The sequence below is a fragment of the Parabacteroides sp. APC149_11_2_Y6 genome, assembly GCF_054506995.1.
The window spans coordinates 1148911-1171339 of the sequence record NZ_CP173709.1; the positions used below are offsets into that span (position 1 = coordinate 1148911).

Genomic DNA, 22429 nt, shown 5'->3' on the forward strand with positions numbered 1-22429 from the left:
TATCTGATATTTAAATTAAATTATATTTATGTTGAAACAATTCTACATTATTATATTATTGTTTTTTGTCTTGCCGGTTTCGGCGGATAAGTGGGTGAAAGGGCATGTGTTGGATGAACATGGCGAGCCTGTTATCGGTGCTAATATTTATTGGGAAGGAACACAGCAAGGGACAACATCCGATGCCAATGGTTTCTTTGAGTTGACGCAGAAAAATGGGAATAAGAATTTGGTTGTAAGCTATATTGGCTATACTACATCTGTTATTCCTGTTACCGATACAAGTAAACCGTTAAAAGTAATTCTTGTAGGCGAGGTCGCTTTACAGGAAGTGGTGATTAGCGAGCGCAAGATGGGAACGATTGCTTCCCGGACCAGTGTGTTGCAGACACAGAAAATAACCTATGACGAGATATGCCGTGCAGCTTGCTGTAATCTGGCTGAAAGCTTTGAGACAAATCCTTCAGTGGATGTCTCTTATTCGGATGCGGCAACCGGAGCCCGGCAGATTAAGTTGCTGGGGCTTGCCGGTACATATGTCCAGATGTTGACGGAGAACTATCCGAATTTCCGTGGTGCTGCTTCTCTTTACGGGTTGGATTATGTACCCGGAGCTTGGATGGAGAGTATACAGGTTTCAAAAGGAACATCTTCTGTGAAAAACGGGTATGAAGCTCTGGCAGGACAGATTAACGTGGAGTTTAAGAAACCGCCTACGGCTGATATTTTCTCTGTGAATTTATTCGGCAGTGATGCCGGGCGTTATGAAGGGAATGCGGATGCTTCCTGGCATATCAATGACAAAGTTTCAACAGGCTTGCTGGTTCATTATTCCAATGATAAGATGCAACATGATGGAAATGACGACGGTTTCCTGGATAATCCTCTGAAGGAACAGGTGAATGTGATGAATCGTTGGTATCATAAACTGGATAAATATGTAGCACAGTATGGTGCCCGTTATCTGCATGAGAGTCGTACCGGTGGGCAGGATACCAAGCATCATAATTTTGTAGACCCGTACCGGGTACATCTGAATACAAACCGTGCGGAACTGTTTACCAAACAGGCGTATATCATCGATAAGGAAAAAGTGGAAAGTGTAGCTATGATTCTTTCCGGTTCATACCATGAACAGAAATCCATGTACGACCGGACTCCTTATAATGTATATCAGAAGAATGTATATGCCAGCTTGTTGTATGAGAAAGAGTTTTCTCCGGCCCATGCCTTAAGTACGGGACTAAGTATGAATTATGATGGCTTTGATGAAAACTTGCGGCAGGACGGTGTAGAGAATTTGTACGACCGTACCGAAATAGTTCCGGGAGCCTATGTACAATATACCTATAATTGGAGTGATAAATTAACGGTACTTGCCGGCATACGTGCCGATTACAGTTCTTTGTACGATTTCTTTGTAACACCCCGCCTGCATGTAAAATACAATCCGTTTAACTGGTTCCATATCCGTGCTTCAGCAGGAAAAGGTTTCCGTACGGCAAATGTATTGGCGGAAAATAATTTCCTGCTGGCAAGTAGCCGGAAAATGCGTATAGCAGATAATCTGGACCAGGAAGAAGCTTGGAATACCGGTTTGAATCTATCTTTTTATATCCCATTGTTCGGAAAGGAACTGACTGTAAACGGTGAGTGGTATTATACCAATTTCCTGAAACAAGTGGTGGTAGATATGGATAGCGACCCGCATGCCGTAAGCTTTTATAATCTGGACGGTAAATCATATTCGAATAGTTTCCAGATAGAAGCAACTTATCCTTTCTTCCGTGGCTTTACGCTCACAGCTGCTTACCGTTATACGGATGCAAAAACGGATTATAAAGATGCAAACGGGGTCGTTTCACGTCTGAAAAAGCCGCTTGTCAGCGATTATAAAGGGCTTGTTACGGCTTCGTATCAGACCCCGTTGAAGAAATGGCAGTTCGATTTAACCGGGCAGTTTAACGGAGGCGGGCGAATGCCTGTACCGGATAAAACCAATCCGTTATGGGATACGGACTTTAAGGCGTATACGGTTGTAAATGCCCAGATTACGAAATATTTCCGTCGTTGGTCTATCTATGTAGGGGCTGAAAACCTGTTTGATTTCAAACAATCGCATCCCATTATCGACCCGGAAAATCCCAGGGGAGATAACTTCGACGGTTCCATGGTATGGGGGCCGGTACATGGCCGTAAGATTTATGCCGGACTCCGGTTTAATATCAGCCGGGATTAACAAAAAGAATTATTCATTTATTTAATACTTTATGTATATGAAACAATTAGTAGTAGCTTTGATTTGTGCCGTATTTACTTTTTCCACGGCCTATGCACAGGATGCAAAAAAGAAGAAAGAGACCGTGAAATTCTTTGTTGAAGGAATGGATTGTGCTCATTGTATTAAAAAAATAGAAAATAACATTGCATTTGAGAAAGGGGTTACCGACCTGAAATGTGATTTGACTACCCGCACGGCTGTTGTTACTTATCGTACAGATAAAACGACAGAAGTTAAATTGGCAGAAGCATTTAAAAAGATAGGACTGGATGCTGTCGTTGCAAAAGAAGGAGAGGCTCAACCTGCCGATTCGTCAAAAAAAAATAATTCTAAGCATGAACATTAACATGATTATATGACAGAAGATTTTATCTTTGCAGACGATTCCGGTTGAAACTGTGTTCGTCCGACAAAAATAAGAACATTGTTATAGAAACACGGAGTTTTCATTTATTAAGAAAGTGGACTCCGTGTTTTTGTGTTTTTAAAATATTTTTTCGTTAGACATGCAGCATTTCCCGAATAAATAGCATCTATTAATTGTACAGCCTCGCAAGAGGCTGTGAAGGTACACACTGAATGACGGAGAAACAACTGATAGAAAGTTGTAAAAAGGGGGAGCGTTTAGCTCAGAAAGAATTGTACGATACGTATTCCCGTAAGATGATGGGAGTTTGCCTGCGTTATGTGAATGACAGGGAGACTGCCCGGGATTTATTACAGGATGGTTTCGTCAAGGTCTTTACCAGTATGGATAGCTATACTGGCCTCGGTTCGTTTGAAGGTTGGCTTCGGAAGATCTTTGTAAATTGTGCGTTGGAATATTTACGTAAGTCGGATGTTTTGCGTGAGGCTGCCGATTTGGATAATTCGGCAGAGCTTGTCAATCCGGACAGCTCGGTCATATCCGAAATGTCGGCGGCAGAACTGATGAAGCTGGTACAGCAATTACCGGCAGGTTTCCGTGCAGTATTCAACTTGTTTGCCATTGAAGGTTATTCACACAAAGAAATCGGTGAGATGCTGGATATAACGGAAAGTACTTCAAGGTCGCAGTTTACACGGGCAAAACAGTTATTACAACGCCAAATTAACACAATGTATTGAGAACAGGATGGAAGAGAAGGAAAGAGATGCATTAGATGATTTGTTCCGTTCGAAATTACAAGATTTTGAAGTGGATACAATGCCAGATGATTGGGATGCCATTGCCAGTCGTTTGCCAGGGAAAGTGTCTGTACCTCTCCGACGTAAACTATACTATTGGAGTGCTGCTGCTGTTATTTCATTATTAATGATAACCGGCGGTGTCTATATATTCAATAAAGATAACCGGCAGCAACCTATAGTAGCAGCTATACAGGAGCAAACAGATACCATAGAATCCCAATTGATAGAACAGAAAGCAGAACAGGTGACTGTTGCGGAAGTTCCGGCTGAAAAGAAAGAAACTCCGGCAAAAGCGATTGCCCGGGTACAGTCTAAACCGGTAGCTGCTAAAGTTGCAGCCAGGTCTTTACGAATTGGGAACAATGTAGAAGAGCCGGCTACGGTTTTAGATACAGTTCAGGTTGCAGCAACAATCGAGATGGCAACACAAGTTGTTGCAGAAGAGGAAGCAATCAGAGAAGATGCCGTTGAACAACAGCAGGCGGAAGAAGTGCAGGCTGTAGCAGCCAATACATTGATTGCCGATGCATCTCCGGTTACTAAGAAGAAGCAACGCAGATGGTATTTTGGAATGGGAGGCGGTAGTGTTACTGCCGGAACATCGAGTTCACTTAATATGTATGCCTTGAAAAATACATTACTTCCCGATCCGGAATTGATGTCGCTTAATTCTCCTTATTTTGACAGGGATGCAGCGAAAACGAATATTCATCATAATACTCCGATTACAGTCGGGGTGGGGGTAAGTTACCTGTTGAGTAATCGCTTTTCTTTGCAATCCGGATTGAATTATACGTTTTTGTCCTCTACCTGGGAAACAAACGGATATCCTTTCTGCCGGGAGACAAAACAGAAATTACATTTTATCGGCATACCTTTATCTCTTTCTTATAGGATAGCAGAATGGAAAGGTATCCAGTTCTATGCAGCGGCAGGAGGAATGGTTGAAATGAATGTTGCCGGTAAGTTAAAAACAAAGATGTTTGTCTCGGAAGGGGAAGGTTCCGTATCGACGGAAACGGAACACGTACGGATGAAACCGTTACTTTGGTCTGTGAATGCCCGTATAGGTGCCAGCTATCCTTTATGGCGTTTCCTCAGTATTTATGCAGAGGCAGGTGCCGGATATTATTTTAAGAATGGAAGCGATATAGAGACGATTCGTTCGGAAAAACCATTCAATGTAAATCTACAGGCCGGTTTTCGTTTTGGATTTTAGTATTATAAATATAGATAAATAGCGAATATAAAATTTAAAAGTAGAGAAAATGAAGAGACTTAAAGTTCTAAGTTTGGCAGCAGCTGCTGCCGGTGTGATGTTGTTAACTTCCTGTATGAAAGGAAATAGCTCGTATTCTACGGCAGATTATGCCTTAGTGGAAAGTTCCAGTAAACCTCCTTATCAGAAATTAGTTTACCCGTCTTCAGATTATCCTTTATATATTTCAAATGCAACAAACATTTTGGAATTGAAGGATGGAACTTGTATGGCAGTATATTATACGGTAGATAATGATGCTGCGGAAAATGCGAATTTTGCAACAAAAGGTTATAAAACTGCAACCTTAGCTGCAAATTATAGTATTATTAAAGATTCACCGATGGTTTTAGGTGCCTCTGACACAACAAAGGTGCTTGATCCTGTTGGTGATAAAAAAGAAATACTGTTTACCTCTTCTAAGATAGCATCTTTTGTTTCAGGTACTTCTAAAAAGAGATTGTTTATTGAGGCTACTTTGCCTAAAATGCTGACAAAGCAGGAAAATGACTATATCTTGTCTTGTGACTTTTCTCAACAGCCGGAAACAGTGAATGGAGAAAACGTTTATACCATATTTTTCCGTGGAAAGAAGAAAGCTGATGGAGAAACTCCTACAATAGAAGGTGCATCTGTTGCTCATGCTTTTGAAGCAGAAAATTTCTATAATTATGCAAAGAGCAAAGCGACAAGCCAGTCTGGCAGTGACAAGAAAATTAGTTTCAGACTTAAGTTCCCGAAAGAATTTAATGCTGATTCAACGAAGATAAAGACTTGGGGAACATCTGATGTTGTAACATTTGTTATTCCGGCAGAATCGTAAATATAAGTTTTAGGATAGATATAAAAAAGGGATTGTCTTCAATTTATGAAGGCAGTCCCTTTTGTCATTTTGATAAAATATCCTATTCTTACGTCTTCTGTATGGGGCACGGTTCGGGAGGGCTTGCAAATATGTCATTCTCGCGAGGTTTAGCTTTATCAGTTTGTCAACGCAGATGGACTTTAGGTAGCTAAAAGATAAGGCGCGGAATTTATTTATTAGACGCAGATGACGCGAATGAACGCGGATTAAGAAATACAAAATCTATATTAATCCGCGTTTATTCGCGTCATCTGCGTCTAATCATATTGTTGTGTTTATCGGGACATAATAATCTATTTAATATCTGCGTAAGGATCGGTTTTCTTACCATTCCAGAGCCGCATCCATGCTCAATAACATTTAAAAACGAAGCATATATGCTTTGAAATCAAAACATATATGTTTTAAAGTCAAAATATAGGTGTTTTGCCGCGCAGATTATTGTATTTTTATGCGCAGATAGTTGGAATTAGTACCGCTACTAATTGAAATTAGCCTCTGAGTAAATAGGAAAAAGTCCCGGATTCTATACAAAAAGCCTCCTTTTAGCGCTAAAAAGGGATGGTTTTCCCCTGAAATGGCTTTCATATAAACCGGTTGAGTTAGTAAAAAAAAGGTTATCCTGTCAAAGTGTTGCTTGATGGGATGAAAGATTGACTTTCTGTAAAACAAAAAAAGGTTGTCCAAATCGTTGGGCAACCTTTTTTTGTTCTAAAATGAATTATTTATTGTTTCAATGTTTCGTTGATGGAAGCTAAAATCTTTTTGCATTTTTCGTCTGCCGGATTCAATGCGATAGCCTGATCCAGATAATCTTTCGCTTTCTTCATCTGCGTATCCGCTTTATCTTTTTCTGCGTTATACTTGTCGGCATCTGTTGTTGCCAAAGGAGTTGCAGCAGTCAGGATTTTAGCTCCTTCATTATAATACATAGCTCCGAGGCTATATAAAGCATTTCCTTTATAGGTTTTGTTTGCTACAACTAATACGTCTTTGAATAGTTCTTCCGCATCGTTTATTTTACCGGCTTTCTGGGCTGCCTGTCCTTTTTTCATGCAATATCCGTACAGTAACTTTTCCAGGTTCTGATTGTTTGGATTTGCTTTTAATCCGGCTTCAACCGTAGATGTAAATTCTGCAGCTTTATCCTGGTCGCGTAACGACATAGCCTTTCCAACATAGGCATTGTCTACATTTTTTCCTTTTTGAATAGCCATGTCGTAAAACTTAACGGCATCATCATACTTTTTCGCATTAAATGCTGCATAGCCGCAGTTGAATACACGGTCTGCATCTTCATAGTTCGTAAGTTTTAAATACTCGCTGTACTTAGTTAAAGCTTCTGCATAGTTTTTCGCTTTCATAGCAGCGTCCCCTTCTGTGCAAAGTTTGTTTGCATCAGCATCTTGTGCAAATAAGTTTCCAATACTAAGGCAAAAAGCCAATAATAAGACAATTTTCTTCATGGTGATTTATTATTTGTTTAAATTTAAATTCGGACTAAGTTAGTAAGTGTAGAGGAAGGAGAGAAGTTTTTTTTTATTTTTTTAGATTTATAAAGAAAAAGGAAACATTGGTCTTCTGCTTTATGGGGATTGCATTATCGATAGATATGGCATGAATCTTAAAGAAGGGAGGGAAGAAGAAGGCTTTTGGACCGCGGTTTGTTGTAAGGAATACAGGCAAGGTTGATTAAACCGGTTGATTATTAAACAAAATAAGGGAATTTGAGCTTTTCAGTAACCTGTCTGTATTCCTTTATGGTGGATTTATTCGATAGGATAGCAAGGTAATCCGAATGCTTCGGCTACGGCCGGATATACGATTTTACCTTCTATGATGTTTAATCCGAGGGCAAGGCCTTTATCTTCTTTACAGGCTTTTTGCCATCCTTTGTCTGCCAGTTTAATGATATATGGCAGTGTGGCATTTGTCAGGGCCAATGTAGAGGTTTGTGGGACTGCTCCCGGTATATTGGCTACACAATAGTGGGTAATGCCGTCTACTTCAAAGATAGGCTCTGCATGAGTGGTCGGATGGGATGTTTCAAAGCAGCCTCCTTGGTCTATTGCTACGTCGACCAGCACGCAACCCTTTTTCATTAGTTTCAGCATGTCGCGCGTAATCAGGTGGGGGGCTTTTGCCCCGGGGATTAAAACAGAGCCTATAACGAGGTCTGTTGTAGGCAATTCCTGTTCTATATTATGGGCGGATGAATATAATGTCTTTACATTTGCCGGCATAATTTCACTTAAATAACGCAGGCGGGGTAATGATATATCGGCTATAATAACATCTGCTCCCATACCGGCAGCCATTAAGGCTGCGTTGTGCCCGACAATGCCTCCTCCAAGAACCAGTACCTTTGCCGGTTTAACACCGGGAACGCCTCCCAAAAGAATACCTTTGCCTCCTTGTGGCTTCTCCAGGAAACGAGCGCCTTCCTGTACGGACATGCGGCCAGCAACTTCACTCATGGGGATAAGTAGCGGAAGGGTCCTGTCCTGATTTTCTACTGTTTCGTAAGCAAGGCAGATAGAACCGCTTTCCATCATGGCGCGGGTAAGTTTTTCTTCGGATGCAAAATGGAAATAAGTGAATACCAATTGCCCTTTGCGTACCAGCGAATATTCTGCGGCAATGGGCTCTTTTACCTTGACAATCATTTCGGCAACATTGTATACATCTCCGATACTGGGAAGAATTTGAGCACCTGCCGCCTCATAGGCGGTATCGGAAAATCCACTGTTTTCTCCTGCCGTATGCTGGATGTAGACAGTGTGTCCTCTTGTTACTAACTCTTTTGCTCCGGCGGGTGTAAGTGCCACGCGGTTCTCATTGTTTTTGATTTCTTTTGGGACTCCGATAATCATAATGTTAGTATTTTATAGGTTTATGGTCGTAATATACGATTTTTTTGACATTATGTTATTTTATTCTTGAAAATATTAGAAGATTTTTTATAAAACTTATTAGATAAACTTTCGATAAAAAGAAAAATCCCATTCATTGCGGGGGGAAGTTCTGGAATGGAGGCGGCTGAATGAGGGATATGTATATGAAAAAAGGTGTCACAATTGCTTGCAACACCTTTTCTATTGATTCTTGCGAACTTGGTTATAATCCTTGTCCGTGACAGTTTTTATACTTCTTTCCGCTACCGCAAGGGCAAAGGTCGTTACGGCCTACTCGCTTTTCGGCACGAACCGGAGCCTGACGCGGTTGAGGTGCAGCCTGGCCTTCCATCGTATTGTTTCCGGAAAGGTCTGACTTCTCCGTACGGTATTTGCTCATATCCTCGTGACGTTCGGGAGCTGCCTGCTGTACGGCTATACGCTGGCGTGCTGCTTCAGCCATTGCTGCTTGGCGTGCTGCCATTGCCTGCTTTTCTTCTTCAGTCGGCTCTTCGCGTACCGGAATCTGGCCACGCATCAGGATAGCTGCCGTTTTACGGTTCATGGAATCAACCATCGTCTTAAACAGGTTGTATGATTCGAGTTTGTAAATCAACAATGGGTCCTTGTTTTCGTAGCTGGCATTTTGTACGGAGTGGCGCAGTTCGTCCATTTCACGTAAATGTTCTTTCCATGCTTCGTCGATGGTATGCAGTACGATTGATTTCTGGAATGCTTTGGTAATCGCTTTGCTTTCGGTTTCGTATGCTTCTTTCAGGTTACAAGAAACGTTGTACATGCGTTTTCCGTCTGTAACGGGGATCAGGATGTTTTCATACATCGCTCCCTGGTTTTCATATACCTGTTTGATAACCGGATTGGCTACCTGAGTCAGGCGTTCCATACGACGTTTGAAGAGTTGCAGGGCGCTGTCGAACAGTTTGTCTACCAGTTGTTCGGATTTAGTGCTCCTGTATTCTTCTTCCGTGAATGGGGATTCCATTGCGAATGTTTTGAATAATTCCAGTTTGAACCCTTCATAATCGCTTTCTGCATGTTGTTCAACAATAGCGACAGAAGTATCATAGATTGTATTCAATACATCCAGTCCGATACGTTCTCCCATCAAAGCATGGCGACGGCGGGTATAGATTACGTTACGTTGTGAGTTCATCACATCGTCGTATTCCAGCAAACGTTTACGGATACCGAAGTTGTTTTCTTCCACTTTCTTCTGTGCACGTTCAACAGACTTGCTCAGCATGTTGTGTTCCAGCACTTCACCTTCTTTGAAGCCCAATTTGTCCATCAGCCCGGCAATCTTTTCAGAAGCGAACAAACGCATCAAATCATCTTCCAGTGAAACGAAGAATACAGAAGAACCCGGGTCTCCCTGACGTCCGGCACGACCACGTAACTGACGGTCTACACGGCGGCTTTCATGACGCTCCGTACCGATAATAGCCAAACCACCGGCTGCTTTTACTTCCGGCGACAACTTGATGTCGGTACCACGACCTGCCATGTTGGTTGCAATGGTTACGGCTGCGGTTTGTCCGGCTGTAGCTACAATCTCGGCTTCTTTCTGGTGCAACTTCGCATTCAATACGTTATGTTTAATCTTACGCATGGTAAGCATACGGCTCAGCAACTCGGAGATTTCGACAGATGTCGTACCTACCAGTACCGGGCGTCCGGCTTCTGTTAACTGAACGATTTCTTCGATTACGGCGTTATACTTTTCGCGTTTGGTCTTGTAGATACGGTCGTTCATATCGTTGCGGGCAATCGGGCGATTGGTCGGGATAACGACAACATCCAGTTTATAGATGTCCCACAACTCACCGGCTTCCGTTTCGGCAGTACCAGTCATACCGGACAGCTTGTGGTACATACGGAAGTAGTTCTGTAATGTAATGGTTGCAAATGTTTGTGTAGCGGCTTCCACTTTTACACGTTCCTTTGCTTCGATAGCCTGGTGCAAGCCATCGGAATAACGGCGACCGTCCATAATACGTCCGGTCTGTTCGTCTACAATCATTACTTTGTTGTCCATCACAACATATTCATCATCCTTTTCGAATAAGGTATATGCCTTCAATAACTGGTTGATTGTATGGACACGTTCGCTCTTAACAGAGTAGTTGGCAAGCAGTTCGTCTTTCTTTGCTTGTTTTTCTTCATCATTCTGGATATGTTCCAACTCGGAAAGCTGTGAAGTAATGTCCGGAAGAACGAAGAATGTAGGGTCGTCGGTCTTACCGGTCAGCAAGTCGATACCTTTATCTGTTAATTCGATGCTATTATTTTTTTCATCGATCACGAAGTACAGTTCGTCTGTCGCTTCGTGCATATGACGCATGTTTTCAGACATGAAATATTCTTCAGTCTTCAACATCTGGGCCTTGATACCCTGTTCGCTCAGGAATTTGATTAGTGCCTTATTACGGGGATATCCCTTGAATGAGCGGTATAATTGGATAGAGCCTTCTTCCACTTCCTTCTGGTCGCTGCTTGCCATTTTCTTTTTGGCTTCAATCAACATTTTGGAACAAAGGTCTTTCTGTGCATTTACCACAACTTCTACATTCGGACGGAACTGCTCGAACAATTGTTCTTCGCCGCGTGGAATAGGGCCGGAGATAATCAACGGAGTACGGGCATCGTCAATCAATACGGAGTCGACCTCATCGACAATCGCATAATTATGTTTGCGTTGTACCAAATCGCTCGGGCTGATTGCCATGTTATCACGCAGATAGTCGAAACCAAATTCGTTGTTGGTACCGAATGTAATGTCTGCATTGTATGCTTTACGACGGGCATCGGAGTTCGGCTGGTGTTTATCGATACAGTCTACAGACAGACCGTGGAACATATACAGCGGTCCCATCCATTCCGAGTCACGTTTAGACAGGTAGTCGTTCACCGTTACAACATGTACACCGTTGCGTGTCAATGCGTTCAGGAATACCGGCAGGGTAGCAACAAGTGTTTTACCTTCACCGGTCGCCATTTCTGCGATTTTGCCTTTATGAAGAACGACACCACCGAACAACTGCACATCGTAGTGAACCATATCCCAGGTGATTTCGTTACCTCCGGCAATCCAATGGTTCTGATAAATGGCTTTGTCTCCCTCGATATGAACAAAATCGTAGCTTGCTGCCAGGTCGCGGTCGAAATCGGTGGCTGTTACCTCGATTGTTTCATTTTCAGTAAAACGGCGTGCCGTATCTTTCATAATGGAAAATACTTCCGGAAGGGATTCTTCCAGGACAACTTCCATTTTTTCGGTTATACTCTTTTCTATCTTGTCTACTTCAGCCCAGATTGCTTCACGTTCTTCCAGTTCTTTATCTTCAATACCTTTACGCAGCTCTTCCACTTTGGCACGGTCTGTAGCTACATAATCCTGGATGCGTTGTTTGATTTCGTCTGTTTTTGCACGTAACTCGTCGTTGGAGAGTTTTTGTATAGACGGATAAACCGCCTTGATTTTTTCCACATAAGGCGTAATCTCCTTAAGGTCTCGCTGCGACTTGTTGCCAAACAGCTTCGTCATAAATTCATTAAATCCCATGATATAATTTTGTTTTATTTATTTTTAGTTAGTCGGGTCGAATCAGTTGACTGTCGGCAAGTGACAGTTGACTGGGAAATACCTTTGGTCATTGTTGCCGGTATTTTCAACCCATTCATTCAGTAATAGAATATGTACGAGAGGTTAACTGTCAATTGTTACTTATTAACTGTCATTTCTCTCAAAGGTAAACTGAGAGATGCATTCGGTGGCCTGATCCTTAGCACATGGGTTACCGTAGGGGCTACCTCTGTGGCTTTCACTTCACGGTAGATATGTTCGGGCTTGATGCCGTTACCCATAAATACCAATGGGGTTAGAACTGCATTATTTCGTATTACTTTTATTTTTTCCTTCGGATTATCGTAATTGATTACCCATCCCGGCTGTAACTCGAGAATGAGGTCTCCACGGGTTGACAAATGAGTACCTTGCAGATATTTGGCTGTGCGTTCGTTCCAGTTTCCCGTACGCAGTACATGCTCTGTAACAACATATTGCACTCCACTGAACTCACGTAAAAATTCAGCCGCTTTTTCCTGGATGACTGTCAGGTCCAGTTTGGCATCTTCAATCGCTTTGCGGTTCAGGTATATCTGGTTGTTGTAGTAGCCTTTTACCCAATTGTGCTGCTGGCCATAAATAGCCATCAGGTACATATTGAGCAATGCAATACAACGTTTCGGATGGAACTCTCCGCTTATCAGGGATAATCCCTCTGCATATTCTTCTTCGCTTTTATAGTATCCGGAGCCGGTGAATACAATTAATGTATTATGAAGACCGACCTTTTTGTCTATTTTATCAATCAACTGCTCGATATCTTTGTCCAGTTGATAGTAAGTATCTTGTATTTCGCGGGTATATTCCTTATTCATATTACCGCGATAGTTTCCGGCATAGTAAGTGATAGCCAGCATGTCCGGACAACTTCGTGTACCAAATGCCCCATATTCCAGGAACTGGAGTGCCAGACGGTTGATTTCCTTATTAATAAAAGGAGAAGTTTTCAGATTAAAGAAACATGAAGTTGTGTTCTCTTTAAATGTATATCTGAAAGGAATCTCGTCTAATACATAAGGAAAGGCATCGAACTTTTCAAAAGGAAGAGAGGGAGTCCATACCATTTGTTCCAAACGGGCGGAAAGGGATTCCGGTCCGTTGTTATAACGGTCTACATACCACGGAATACCTTTATAATAGGTAGTTGTCGCCCATTTTCCGTTATAATCGTCCATCCAGAATGCGCCATTGGCTGCATGACCTGCTGAAAGAATCGCACTTTCCGGATTAGGTGCAATGGAGTAAACGTCGCTTCTGCCTTTAGACGCAATTTTCAATTCGTCTCCGATAGTCGAACTGATTAATTTTTTAGGTGAATAATTTTCTTTAGTATAGTTACCTAAATAGTTCGGGTCATTTAGTATGGAGAATTCTTTTCCTTTCTCGAAATCATACGTTCTGTCACCGGAAATACCGTTGAAGGAGGGATTGCTACCTGTAAATAAAGTGGCAAAAGCACTGGCTTCATCTATATCGGAAAAGTCAAAACGAAGGTTGTTGTATACCATGCCTTCATTCAGTAACCGTTTGAAGCCCCGTTCTCCGAATGTATTATAAAAGTACTCGATATAATCGCCCCGTAACTGATCTACAGTGATGCAGACAACCAGTTTGGGGGTACGTTGTTGTGCTTCCAGATTGGTTACAACCAGAATCGCAATCAGTGATGTTAATATTTTTCTTACCGGATGTTCCATAATTTTCTATATACGCCGTATCCCGAACGTAGCCAAAGGCTCATTACTAAGGGAATAAATGCTGTGTTTAAATGCTGCGGAATAAAATACCAGCCAGCCAGCATCAGCGTAAGCGCCGCAAAGTTAATAAAATGATAATAATATGCCGCCTTTCTGTATTTTTTTACGGCAAACAAAATGACTGCAATTAAATTGAACGGTTGCAACCATATGATAGACCAGTTCGGCCAAATGCTTGGATGTGTGGAAATAAAACATAGAAAGAATAAAACGGCTCCTGCCATTCCGGCCATGAAAAACAACACACAATCTACTATACGGAAATATTTTTTCTTATGCCATTCTATTAATGTAATGGCTAATATGAGGAAGAAAAAAGCCCAACAACAGAATAAGGGTGTCAGAAAACTTTTTTCCGGGATCGAATCATCCGTTATTTCTTCAATAATACATTTTGTCGAACTGACCAGTTTTTTCTCCGAACCATCGGTCCCTTTTACCGTTGCCTTTTCAAAAGCATCTTTCAGATAAACAGGCAGGAACATTTCTTCATGCGGGGTGGCTATACGGTCGGTCGGGCTGCCTAAAGCAAGGTCGCATCCAAAAGTGAGCCAAGGCTTGTTGCGCGTACAATAATTAATCATGTCCCGGAATGTTTGCGGTTCACCCGGGCTATTATAGCTTACCTGTCCGTTTATGTACTTTTCAATAATAGCGGCAGGGCGCGTTGCACAATTATCAAAAAAGAAATTGTAACGATATACCTGGTTTTCCGGCTGGTTGTTTATCAAAAGGGCTTGCCAGATAGCTCTTTTCTCCCGGATGTCCAGGTTTAGTTCCTGTTCTATGACTTCGCTTCCGCGCATTTCATATTCAATCATAAACTGGCGGAATGTTTGTACGCCCAACCGGTAGTCTGTTTCTCCTTTGGCAAACCTGTAAATGAAGTTGGGTTTAGAGAAATCGAATATGCCATAATTGAAAATATGGTCGATATTATTTACCGGGTCGTTGATACGGATTGCAGAATGTCCGTATACGGTATAAACCTCGTCGTCAGAAGGCGAAACCGTGAGCAGGCTGATTTTTGCTTCATCACTAAGTATTATCTGGGCACGGAGCGGCAGAAAGGTTAGTAAGATAAAAAACAGAAGCAGGCTCTTTTTCATATGTAAATAATGTTGTCTGTAACTTTTTTACAAAGGTACATGATTTTCCCGGATTATCTTTTAAATAGCCATAAAACAAACTCATAGTTATGGTTTTTGAAAATCATAGTTATGATTTCGGAAAACCATAACTATGAAAGCAAATAAAAAGATAAAGGTCCGGTTCCTCCATATGGGTGAAACCGGACCTTTTATTCTATCAGGTTGATAGTAGGACAAACATTAAAATGTCATAGAGGCATATATACCAAAGTGTTTATCCCCGGCAACCGGGCTGATAGACAAATTATGTTTTTGTGCAAACGGGCGTGTAAAAATGTAAGCACTGCCTACACCTATAGCCGCCCCGGCTGCAACATCCCACCAGTCATGTTTTTTTGCATAAGTTCTACTCCAACCAACATAAGTGGCAACGGCATAAGCCGGAATACCCCATTTCCATCCGTATCTTCGCTGAATAAATGCCGCACCCGTAAATGATACGGAGGTATGCAACGAGGGGAATGAATGATTATCACTGCCGTCCGGGCGTTCTTTTTTTACGATATATTTCAAGGCATAAGTTAATCCTACGGCAGAAACTCCTGCTAAGGCTCCTTGTTTTAACCCCTGCCAATCTTGTAATGCCAGAACGGTAGCTAAACTTGCAACCGGTGTAACGAACGCTAATATATCTCCTGATGTTCGTACTGCTTTACGGCTGCCACTTATTTCTATTTCTTGCGCTTTTCCTGAAAAACAAAAAAATAAAGAAAGAAATATTGTAAGAAGATATTTCATCTTACGAACAAATCCTTAATTATTTACTTTTTTCCAGAATAACACGGCTTAAACGTGCCTGAATTTGCATCAGGGTAACAACGTCTAACTCGTCAAAATTAATGTCGTTGAGTTTAAATTTTTCTTTTGTCGGAACGTGAACGATTCTTGTTTCGCTCATTTCTTTTACTAAATCATCAACTTGCTCTTTAATCTTTTCTGCTCTTTTTACAAAATTTACTGTACGTGCCATAATTCTTAATTTATTATTTAATTAAATGATGACGCAAATATAAAAATAAGAGAATTATAAAACAATAAAAATGTATAGTTTATATGATGTTTCAGAATAAATTCCCGATTTTAGGAATAAAAATAATTAATCCGACTGTTGCTGCAGCAATGGCAAGAATTAAAACGGCTCCGGCTGCAAGGTCTTTTGTTTTTTTGATTGCTTCATTGTAATCCGGAGATACCAAATCGGCCAACGCTTCAATTGATGAATTAATTGCTTCCGCGGCAAATACGGCTCCGATTACGATTGAAATGGCAATCCATTCCGTGGATGATAATCCAAAAAAGAATCCGGCTATTAGTACGCATATTGCGGCAAAGCAGTGTATCCATGCGTTATGTTCTTTTTGTATCAATAACCGTATTCCGTTAAAGGCATATCGGAAGCTGGCTATTCTCTTTCGGAAGGTGAAACCATTATTTTTCATATCTAATCTGTCTTTTTTATTTGCAGGCAAAGATACGAATATAACCGGAAAAGTAAGAAAATGATTTGTCTGTCTAATTTTTTAGTCGGAAAAGTTTATTTGGTTTGCTGATTAATTCTGTTTTGAAGCTGATTTATAGAAATGAGAAAATATATGAAAATGAGATGATTTTAAGATATGAGGGAGCAGATATTTTTCAATATCACTGGATAGATTTGTCAATAATGGATATTTTATGTGTTATTTTGGAAGTTTAATATTGGTGATAGGGGTTTATATAAAAGCGATAAGGGGAAATTTATGAATCTTTATGGATTGTGGGAGTTAAATTCTTTTGAAAGCTTGAAATATAACCAGTGCCGATGATTAGTCTGTTCAGAACTCCGTTTTTTTAGTTGCTAATTCGTTCAGTTATTCTAATCGAGTGAGATGCATTCTTATGATGAAGAAATCTACTTCAAAGGCAGTAAAAAAGTTATCTGTGGTATGGTTGGTGCCTCATTAAAAACGGACACACTGTTCATTATCGGACATTCTTGATTTGTCTATTTATCAGATAATCAGAGGAGTATATTTTTGGCATAAGTTTTGCCTACAGGATGGCAAAATAATACAATAATGAAGAAGATATACATAGTTATCACGTCTCTTTTATTGATCAATGCCGGAATGAAAGCTCAGGAACAGGATACGGTCCGCCTTTCTTTGAAAGATGCAATTGGGCTTGCACAGCTTCAGTCGGTTGATGCTGCGGTTGCTTTGAATGAATTGAAAACTGCATATTGGCAATATCGGACACATGTCGCGGAACAATTGCCGGAAATTACCTTTTCAGGAACACTTCCTGCTTATAGCCGGCAGTATACCCGCTATTTGAACAGTGATGGTATTTATACATTCGTCCAAAACAATACCTTGGGCATGAAGGGAGATCTTTCCATCGACCAGAATATTCCGCTGACGGGAGGTAAGATTTCATTGAACACTTCACTTGAATTTACCCGCCAACTTGGCTCCGGGGCTTTTAATGAATTTTTGAGCCTTCCTGTCGGATTAACGCTTAATCAGCCGATTTTCGGAGTAAATGATCAGAAATGGAAACGAAGGATAGAACCGGTCCGTTACCAGGAAGCAAAAGCAGCCTATGTCGAGAGCGTCGAAAAGGTAACGATTACGACAATTACCTATTTTTTCAATTTATTGCTTGCCAAATCAAAGCTGGCTACTGCAGAACAAAATTTACAGAATGCGGAGAAGTTGTATGAGATAGCGCTTGCAAAACGTAAAATAGGACAAATATCCGAAAGCGAACTGATGCAGTTGAAACTGTCAGCCTTGCAGGCTAAAGGGAAAGTAACGGAAGAACAATCCAATTTGAATGCCAATATGTTCCAACTTAGGGCATTTCTTGGATTAGGCGAACAGGACGTTATCGAACCTCTTGTTCCGGAAACTGCACCTGCATTACGGATGGATTATCAGATAGTGCTTGAAAAGGCTCAGGAAAACAATTCTTTTGCTAAAAATATTCTCCGTCGCCAGCTTGAAGCGGATTATGATGTGGCAATTGCAAAAGGGAACCGGCGCAGCATTAATTTGTTTGCATCGGTTGGCTATTCCGGCAAAGACCAAACGATAGGCACTGCCTACCAGAATCTGAATAATAATAATGTAGTGGAGGTTGGTGTTTCCATTCCGCTATTGGATTGGGGAAAACGCAAAGGGAAAGTAAAAGTAGCAGAGTCTAACCGCGAAGTCGTTTTATCCAGGATTCGCCAGGAACAATTGAACTTTAACCAGAATATTTATCTTTTGGTAGAGAATTTCAATAACCAGGCAGCCCAGTTGGATATTGCGGAAGAAGCGGATGAGATAGCCCAAAAACGTTATAAAACCTCGATTGAAACCTTTATGATTGGGAAAATTAATATTCTTGATTTGAATGATGCACAACAATCCAAGGATGATGCCCGGCAGAAACATATCGAGGAATTGTATTATTATTGGAATTACTTCTATAATATCAGAAGCCTTACTCTCTATGATTTCCAGCATAACCGAACCTTGGATGCGGAGTTTGAAGAGATTGTTAGAAAGTAAAATCCTATTGAATGCTAATGATTAATTCGTTACTTTTGTAACACAAATAACAATATGAATGATATTGATCGTAGATGATGATGCCGCTGTTCGTTCTTCGCTTACCTTTTTGTTGAAGCGGGCAGGATATGAGCCGGAGGCTGTTCCGGGTCCGGAAGATGCGTTGGCAGTAGTACGTACTATTGCTCCGGAACTTATATTGATGGATATGAATTTTACCTTGACCACCACAGGAGAGGAGGGAATACAACTCTTAAAGCAGGTAAAGATATTCCAACCGGACGTACCGGTTATATTGATGACTGCATGGGGCTCTATTTCCCTGGCAGTACAAGGGATGCAGGCCGGTGCGTTCGATTTTGTAACAAAGCCTTGGAATAACCTTGTCTTACTGAAATCTATCCGGACAGCTCTCGAACTGAGTGAACAGAAAAAAGAGCAGAAAGTACCTCTGAACAGAACGGATGCAGACCATAAATTTCATTTTGATAAAATAATAGGTCAAAGTACTTCTTTGATGGAAGTGCTGGGTACTGTTTCCCGTATAGCTCCTACAAACGCTTCTGTTTTGATAACCGGTGAGAGTGGAACAGGGAAAGAGCTGATTGCAGAGGCGATTCATGCAAACAGTCCCCGGATGAAAGAACCTTTCGTGAAGGTGAATCTGGGTGGATTGTCCCAAAGCCTCTTTGAAAGCGAGATGTTCGGGCATAAAAAGGGAGCCTTTACAGATGCGTATATAGACCGGACCGGACGGTTTGAAATGGCAAATAAGGGTACAATATTCCTGGATGAGATTGGGGATTTGGAACTTTCCTGCCAGGTAAAATTATTGCGTGTATTACAGGACCAGACCTTTGAGGTATTGGGCGATAGCCGTCCCCGGAAAGTGGACATCCGTGTGGTAAGTGCAACAAACTGTAATTTGAGGGAAATGGTAGAAGCACGTACGTTCCGTGAAGATTTATTTTATCGGATTAACCTGATAAATATCCATTTGCCTGCACTCCGCGAGCGGATGGAAGATATACCTCTTTTAGCGCGTTATTTTGCTGATAAACAGTCTGAATCGAATGGACTTCCGAAGGTCGGTTTTTCATCCGAAGCATTGGTTTATTTGCAGCGTTTACCATATCCCGGCAATATCCGCGAATTAAAAAATCTGGTAGAGCGTACCATGCTCGTATCCGGTAAAAGTATTTTGGATGTTTCAGATTTTGAAGCCCAAAATATGTATAATATGTCTTCTAATAAACAACAAATTACAGCTGTTCCGTGTGGAATGAGGTTGGATGAATTGGAGAAGCAAACTATTTTACAGGCATTGGATACTCATGGAGGAAATTTGTCTCATGTGGCAACCGCTTTAGGAATTAGCCGGGCAGCATTGTACCGGCGGTTGGAAAAATATGGTATCCCTATAGAAAAATAAACAAAAGACGAATGAGGATTAAAGGTTTGTTTTGGGTATTGACGATACTGCTTTTGTGTTCAATGGCAGTAATCTCGTATTATGTTTTTTATTCTTCCTCGATTCGTTTGTTTTTTGTTGTCGAAGGGCTTTTGCTGCTGACTGCTGTTTATTTGTTTATTTTCTATCGCCGTATAATTAAACCGTTGCATATCATAGGTAGTGGTATGGAATTGTTGAAAGAACAGGACTTCAGTTCCCGTTTAAGTAGGGTTGGGCAACCGGAAGCAGACCGCATTGTGGATATTTTTAATAAAATGATGGAGCAATTAAAAAATGAACGTCTTCATTTGAGGGAACAAAATCATTTTTTGGATTTGCTGGTTAATGCTTCTCCGATGGGAGTGATTATTCTGAATCTGGATAGAGAGGTTTTGTCCGTCAATCCTGCCGCTCATAAGATGTTCGGAGTACCGTTTCTTTCGGAAGTCCAGGGTAAACGATTGGAACAGATTGATTCTCCTCTGGCTTTGGAACTGACAATGATACCTCTTTACCATTCCCAGACAGTTCGCCTGAATGATGCCAATATATATAAATGTACGCATTCTTCGTTTGTGGATAGTGGCTTTCACCATTCATTTTATCTGGTTGAGATATTGACACAAGAAGTTTTTAAAGCAGAGAAAAAGGCATATGAGAAGGTTATCCGTATGATTGCCCATGAGGTAAATAATACGACAGCCGGTATAACGTCTACACTGGATACATTGGAAGCAACATTCAGTGAAATGCAGGATACGGAAGATATATGTGAGGTACTTCGTGTGTCGATTGAGCGTTGCTATAGCATGAGCCGTTTTATTACCAATTTTGCCGATGTGGTCCGCATACCGGAACCCCAAACCAGTATACAGCCTCTGAATACCGTGGTAGTATCTTGCAAGCGATTTATGGAAATGGTTTGTCAGAACAGGAATATTCAAATTATCATGGACTTAGCTCCTGTATCGCCGAAAGTATCTTTGGACACGACTTTGTTTGAACAGGTTCTTCTTAATATTATAAAAAATGCTGCCGAGTCGATCGGCAGCGATGGAAAGATTTATATTCGTACGACTGAAGTTCCTGTCTGCCTCGAAATTGCAGATACGGGAAAAGGAATAGATAAGGAAACGGAAGCAAAGTTGTTTAGTCCATTCTTCTCAACAAAACCTAATGGGCAAGGTATCGGACTTATTTTTATTCGTGAAGTGTTACAGAAACAAAACTGTTCTTTTTCCCTTCGTACTTATGCGGATGGATTGACACGTTTCCGAATCTTATTTGAAGCGAAATAACGTTTTAGATAAGGTCTCTCAATAGCCAGCCTAAATAAATCAGATAAAAAATAAGCAAGACGAAACCTTCCGCACGGGATATTTTCTGTCCGCTTTTAACTAATGGCAATAATAGAATGGAAAAACCGATCATTACCAGCAAATCGATATAATTCACATTTTTTGCCTGTATCGGATGTATCAGGGAACTGGTACCGGCAATGGCAAGTACGTTGAATATGTTGGAGCCGACAATATTGCCGATAGCCAGGTCTGGTTTTTTCCGGGCAGCAGCGATAATAGAAGTAGCAAATTCCGGCATACCGGTTCCTGCAGCAACGATTGTTAATCCGATAACTGCTTCGCTGATACCAACTTCCCTTGCAATGGCAACGGCATTTTCTACTAATAGATTGGATGAGAATATAAGAATAACCAGTCCGCCTGCCAGGTAAAGCAAATCTGTAGACCAATGTTTGGGTTGATTTTCCAGTTCGACATCGGCACTGTCTTTTCCGTGTTTACGTGAATAGTACAGGCTGAATAAAGTATAAAGAATAATACCTAAAACAAAAAGGCCACCTTCAAGTCGTCCTAAATATCCGTTCCAGAAGAAAACGGTTAGTAGGATTGCTGCCAGTAGCATGATTGGAATGTCTATTTTTGTAAGCTGTTTTTCTGCTTTCAGCGGATAAATGATAGCAGAAATTCCTAAAATTACTCCGATATTAAAAATATTCGAACCAATAATATTTCCGATAGCTATATCCCCTTGTCCGCTTAAGGTTGCATTTAAACTGACGACTAATTCGGGAGAACTTGTTCCGAATGCGACAATCGTAAGTCCGATAACCAAAGGAGATATTTTGGCTTTCATAGCCAGCGCGGAGCTACCCTGAACCAACCAGCCTGCCCCGATATAAAGTGCGACTAATGAAAGTATAAGTAATGTTACACTTGTGACCATACAATAAGAGTTTATAAGAATGTCCGGTTTCCTGTTATCCGGCAAAGTTATACCGTATCCAAATAAACAGCAAGTTTTTTATAGGCAGAAAAACGTATTTCAGAAAACCTCGAGATCACCACGAAGTAAATAACAGGAAACCAGGGACATTCAGTCAGGGTATTTGGGATT

17 protein-coding genes are annotated in these 22429 nt (G+C 41.1%); 8 read left to right on the plus strand and 9 right to left on the minus strand.

Annotated features, from left to right (window positions below; all coding sequences use genetic code 11):
- The first annotated feature begins 28 nt into the window (after positions 1–28).
- The 5 genes from ACGE0T_RS04680 (at position 29) to ACGE0T_RS04700 (ending at position 5532) form a co-directional block, all read left to right on the plus strand.
- Complete coding sequence (locus tag ACGE0T_RS04680; protein ID WP_459189375.1) at positions 29–2239, plus strand: TonB-dependent receptor; 2211 nt, start codon at positions 29–31, stop codon at positions 2237–2239.
- A gap of 37 nt (positions 2240–2276) precedes the next feature.
- Positions 2277–2627, plus strand: a complete 351-nt coding sequence (locus ACGE0T_RS04685; protein ID WP_459189376.1) for a cation transporter — start codon at positions 2277–2279, stop codon at positions 2625–2627.
- Between the two features lie 233 nt (positions 2628–2860).
- Positions 2861–3388, plus strand: coding sequence for an RNA polymerase sigma factor (locus ACGE0T_RS04690; RefSeq protein ID WP_459189377.1), 528 nt, complete (start codon positions 2861–2863; stop codon positions 3386–3388).
- Positions 3389–3395: 7 nt separating this feature from the next.
- Complete coding sequence (locus tag ACGE0T_RS04695; RefSeq protein ID WP_459189378.1) at positions 3396–4670, plus strand: porin family protein; 1275 nt, start codon at positions 3396–3398, stop codon at positions 4668–4670.
- A gap of 49 nt (positions 4671–4719) precedes the next feature.
- Positions 4720–5532, plus strand: coding sequence for a BFO_2992 family lipoprotein (locus tag ACGE0T_RS04700; RefSeq protein ID WP_459189379.1), 813 nt, complete (start codon positions 4720–4722; stop codon positions 5530–5532).
- Between the two features lie 767 nt (positions 5533–6299).
- Here the strand turns inward: ACGE0T_RS04700 and ACGE0T_RS04705 are convergent.
- The 8 genes from ACGE0T_RS04705 to ACGE0T_RS04740 all read right to left on the minus strand — a co-directional run bounded on the left by ACGE0T_RS04705 (position 6300) and on the right by ACGE0T_RS04740 (position 16461).
- Positions 6300–7040, minus strand: a complete 741-nt coding sequence (locus ACGE0T_RS04705) for a tetratricopeptide repeat protein (protein WP_459189380.1) — start codon at positions 7038–7040, stop codon at positions 6300–6302.
- Between the two features lie 303 nt (positions 7041–7343).
- A complete protein-coding gene (gene ald / locus ACGE0T_RS04710; protein WP_459189381.1) occupies positions 7344–8447 on the minus strand; it encodes an alanine dehydrogenase in 1104 nt (367 codons plus the stop codon).
- A 244-nt stretch (positions 8448–8691) separates the two neighbouring features.
- Positions 8692–12051 (minus strand): preprotein translocase subunit SecA, encoded by a 3360-nt coding sequence (gene secA, locus ACGE0T_RS04715; protein ID WP_459189382.1) that lies wholly within the window; start codon positions 12049–12051, stop codon positions 8692–8694.
- A 158-nt stretch (positions 12052–12209) separates the two neighbouring features.
- Positions 12210–13811 carry an alkaline phosphatase family protein gene (locus tag ACGE0T_RS04720; RefSeq protein ID WP_459189383.1) on the minus strand — a complete coding sequence of 534 codons (1602 nt, stop codon included), beginning with the start codon at positions 13809–13811 and terminating at the stop codon, positions 12210–12212.
- Positions 13796–14980 (minus strand): lipoprotein N-acyltransferase Lnb domain-containing protein, encoded by a 1185-nt coding sequence (locus ACGE0T_RS04725; protein WP_459189384.1) that lies wholly within the window; start codon positions 14978–14980, stop codon positions 13796–13798. Before ACGE0T_RS04725 ends, ACGE0T_RS04720 begins: the two co-directional genes overlap by 16 nt.
- Before the next feature lie 222 nt (positions 14981–15202).
- Complete coding sequence (locus ACGE0T_RS04730) at positions 15203–15760, minus strand: phosphatase PAP2 family protein (RefSeq protein ID WP_459189385.1); 558 nt, start codon at positions 15758–15760, stop codon at positions 15203–15205.
- Between the two features lie 19 nt (positions 15761–15779).
- Complete coding sequence (locus ACGE0T_RS04735) at positions 15780–15992, minus strand: hypothetical protein (RefSeq protein WP_459189386.1); 213 nt, start codon at positions 15990–15992, stop codon at positions 15780–15782.
- A gap of 91 nt (positions 15993–16083) precedes the next feature.
- Positions 16084–16461 (minus strand): diacylglycerol kinase family protein, encoded by a 378-nt coding sequence (locus ACGE0T_RS04740; protein WP_459189387.1) that lies wholly within the window; start codon positions 16459–16461, stop codon positions 16084–16086.
- Between the two features lie 618 nt (positions 16462–17079).
- Between ACGE0T_RS04740 and ACGE0T_RS04745 the strand changes: the two genes are divergently transcribed.
- From ACGE0T_RS04745 to ACGE0T_RS04755, 3 genes are read left to right on the plus strand one after another with little or no spacing between them, the layout of a single operon-like run.
- Positions 17080–18561, plus strand: coding sequence for a TolC family protein (locus ACGE0T_RS04745; RefSeq protein WP_459189388.1), 1482 nt, complete (start codon positions 17080–17082; stop codon positions 18559–18561).
- A gap of 58 nt (positions 18562–18619) precedes the next feature.
- On the plus strand, positions 18620–19993 hold the full coding sequence (locus ACGE0T_RS04750) for a sigma-54-dependent transcriptional regulator (protein WP_459189389.1): 1374 nt from the start codon (positions 18620–18622) through the stop codon (positions 19991–19993).
- An 11-nt stretch (positions 19994–20004) separates the two neighbouring features.
- Positions 20005–21312, plus strand: coding sequence for a sensor histidine kinase (locus ACGE0T_RS04755; RefSeq protein WP_459189390.1), 1308 nt, complete (start codon positions 20005–20007; stop codon positions 21310–21312).
- A gap of 4 nt (positions 21313–21316) precedes the next feature.
- On the opposite strand, the gene ACGE0T_RS04760 is transcribed toward ACGE0T_RS04755, so the two are convergent.
- The gene (locus ACGE0T_RS04760; RefSeq protein ID WP_459189391.1) at positions 21317–22258 is read right to left on the minus strand and encodes a calcium/sodium antiporter; all 942 of its coding nucleotides are present in this window, start codon (positions 22256–22258) and stop codon (positions 21317–21319) included.
- Positions 22259–22429 lie beyond the last annotated feature (171 nt).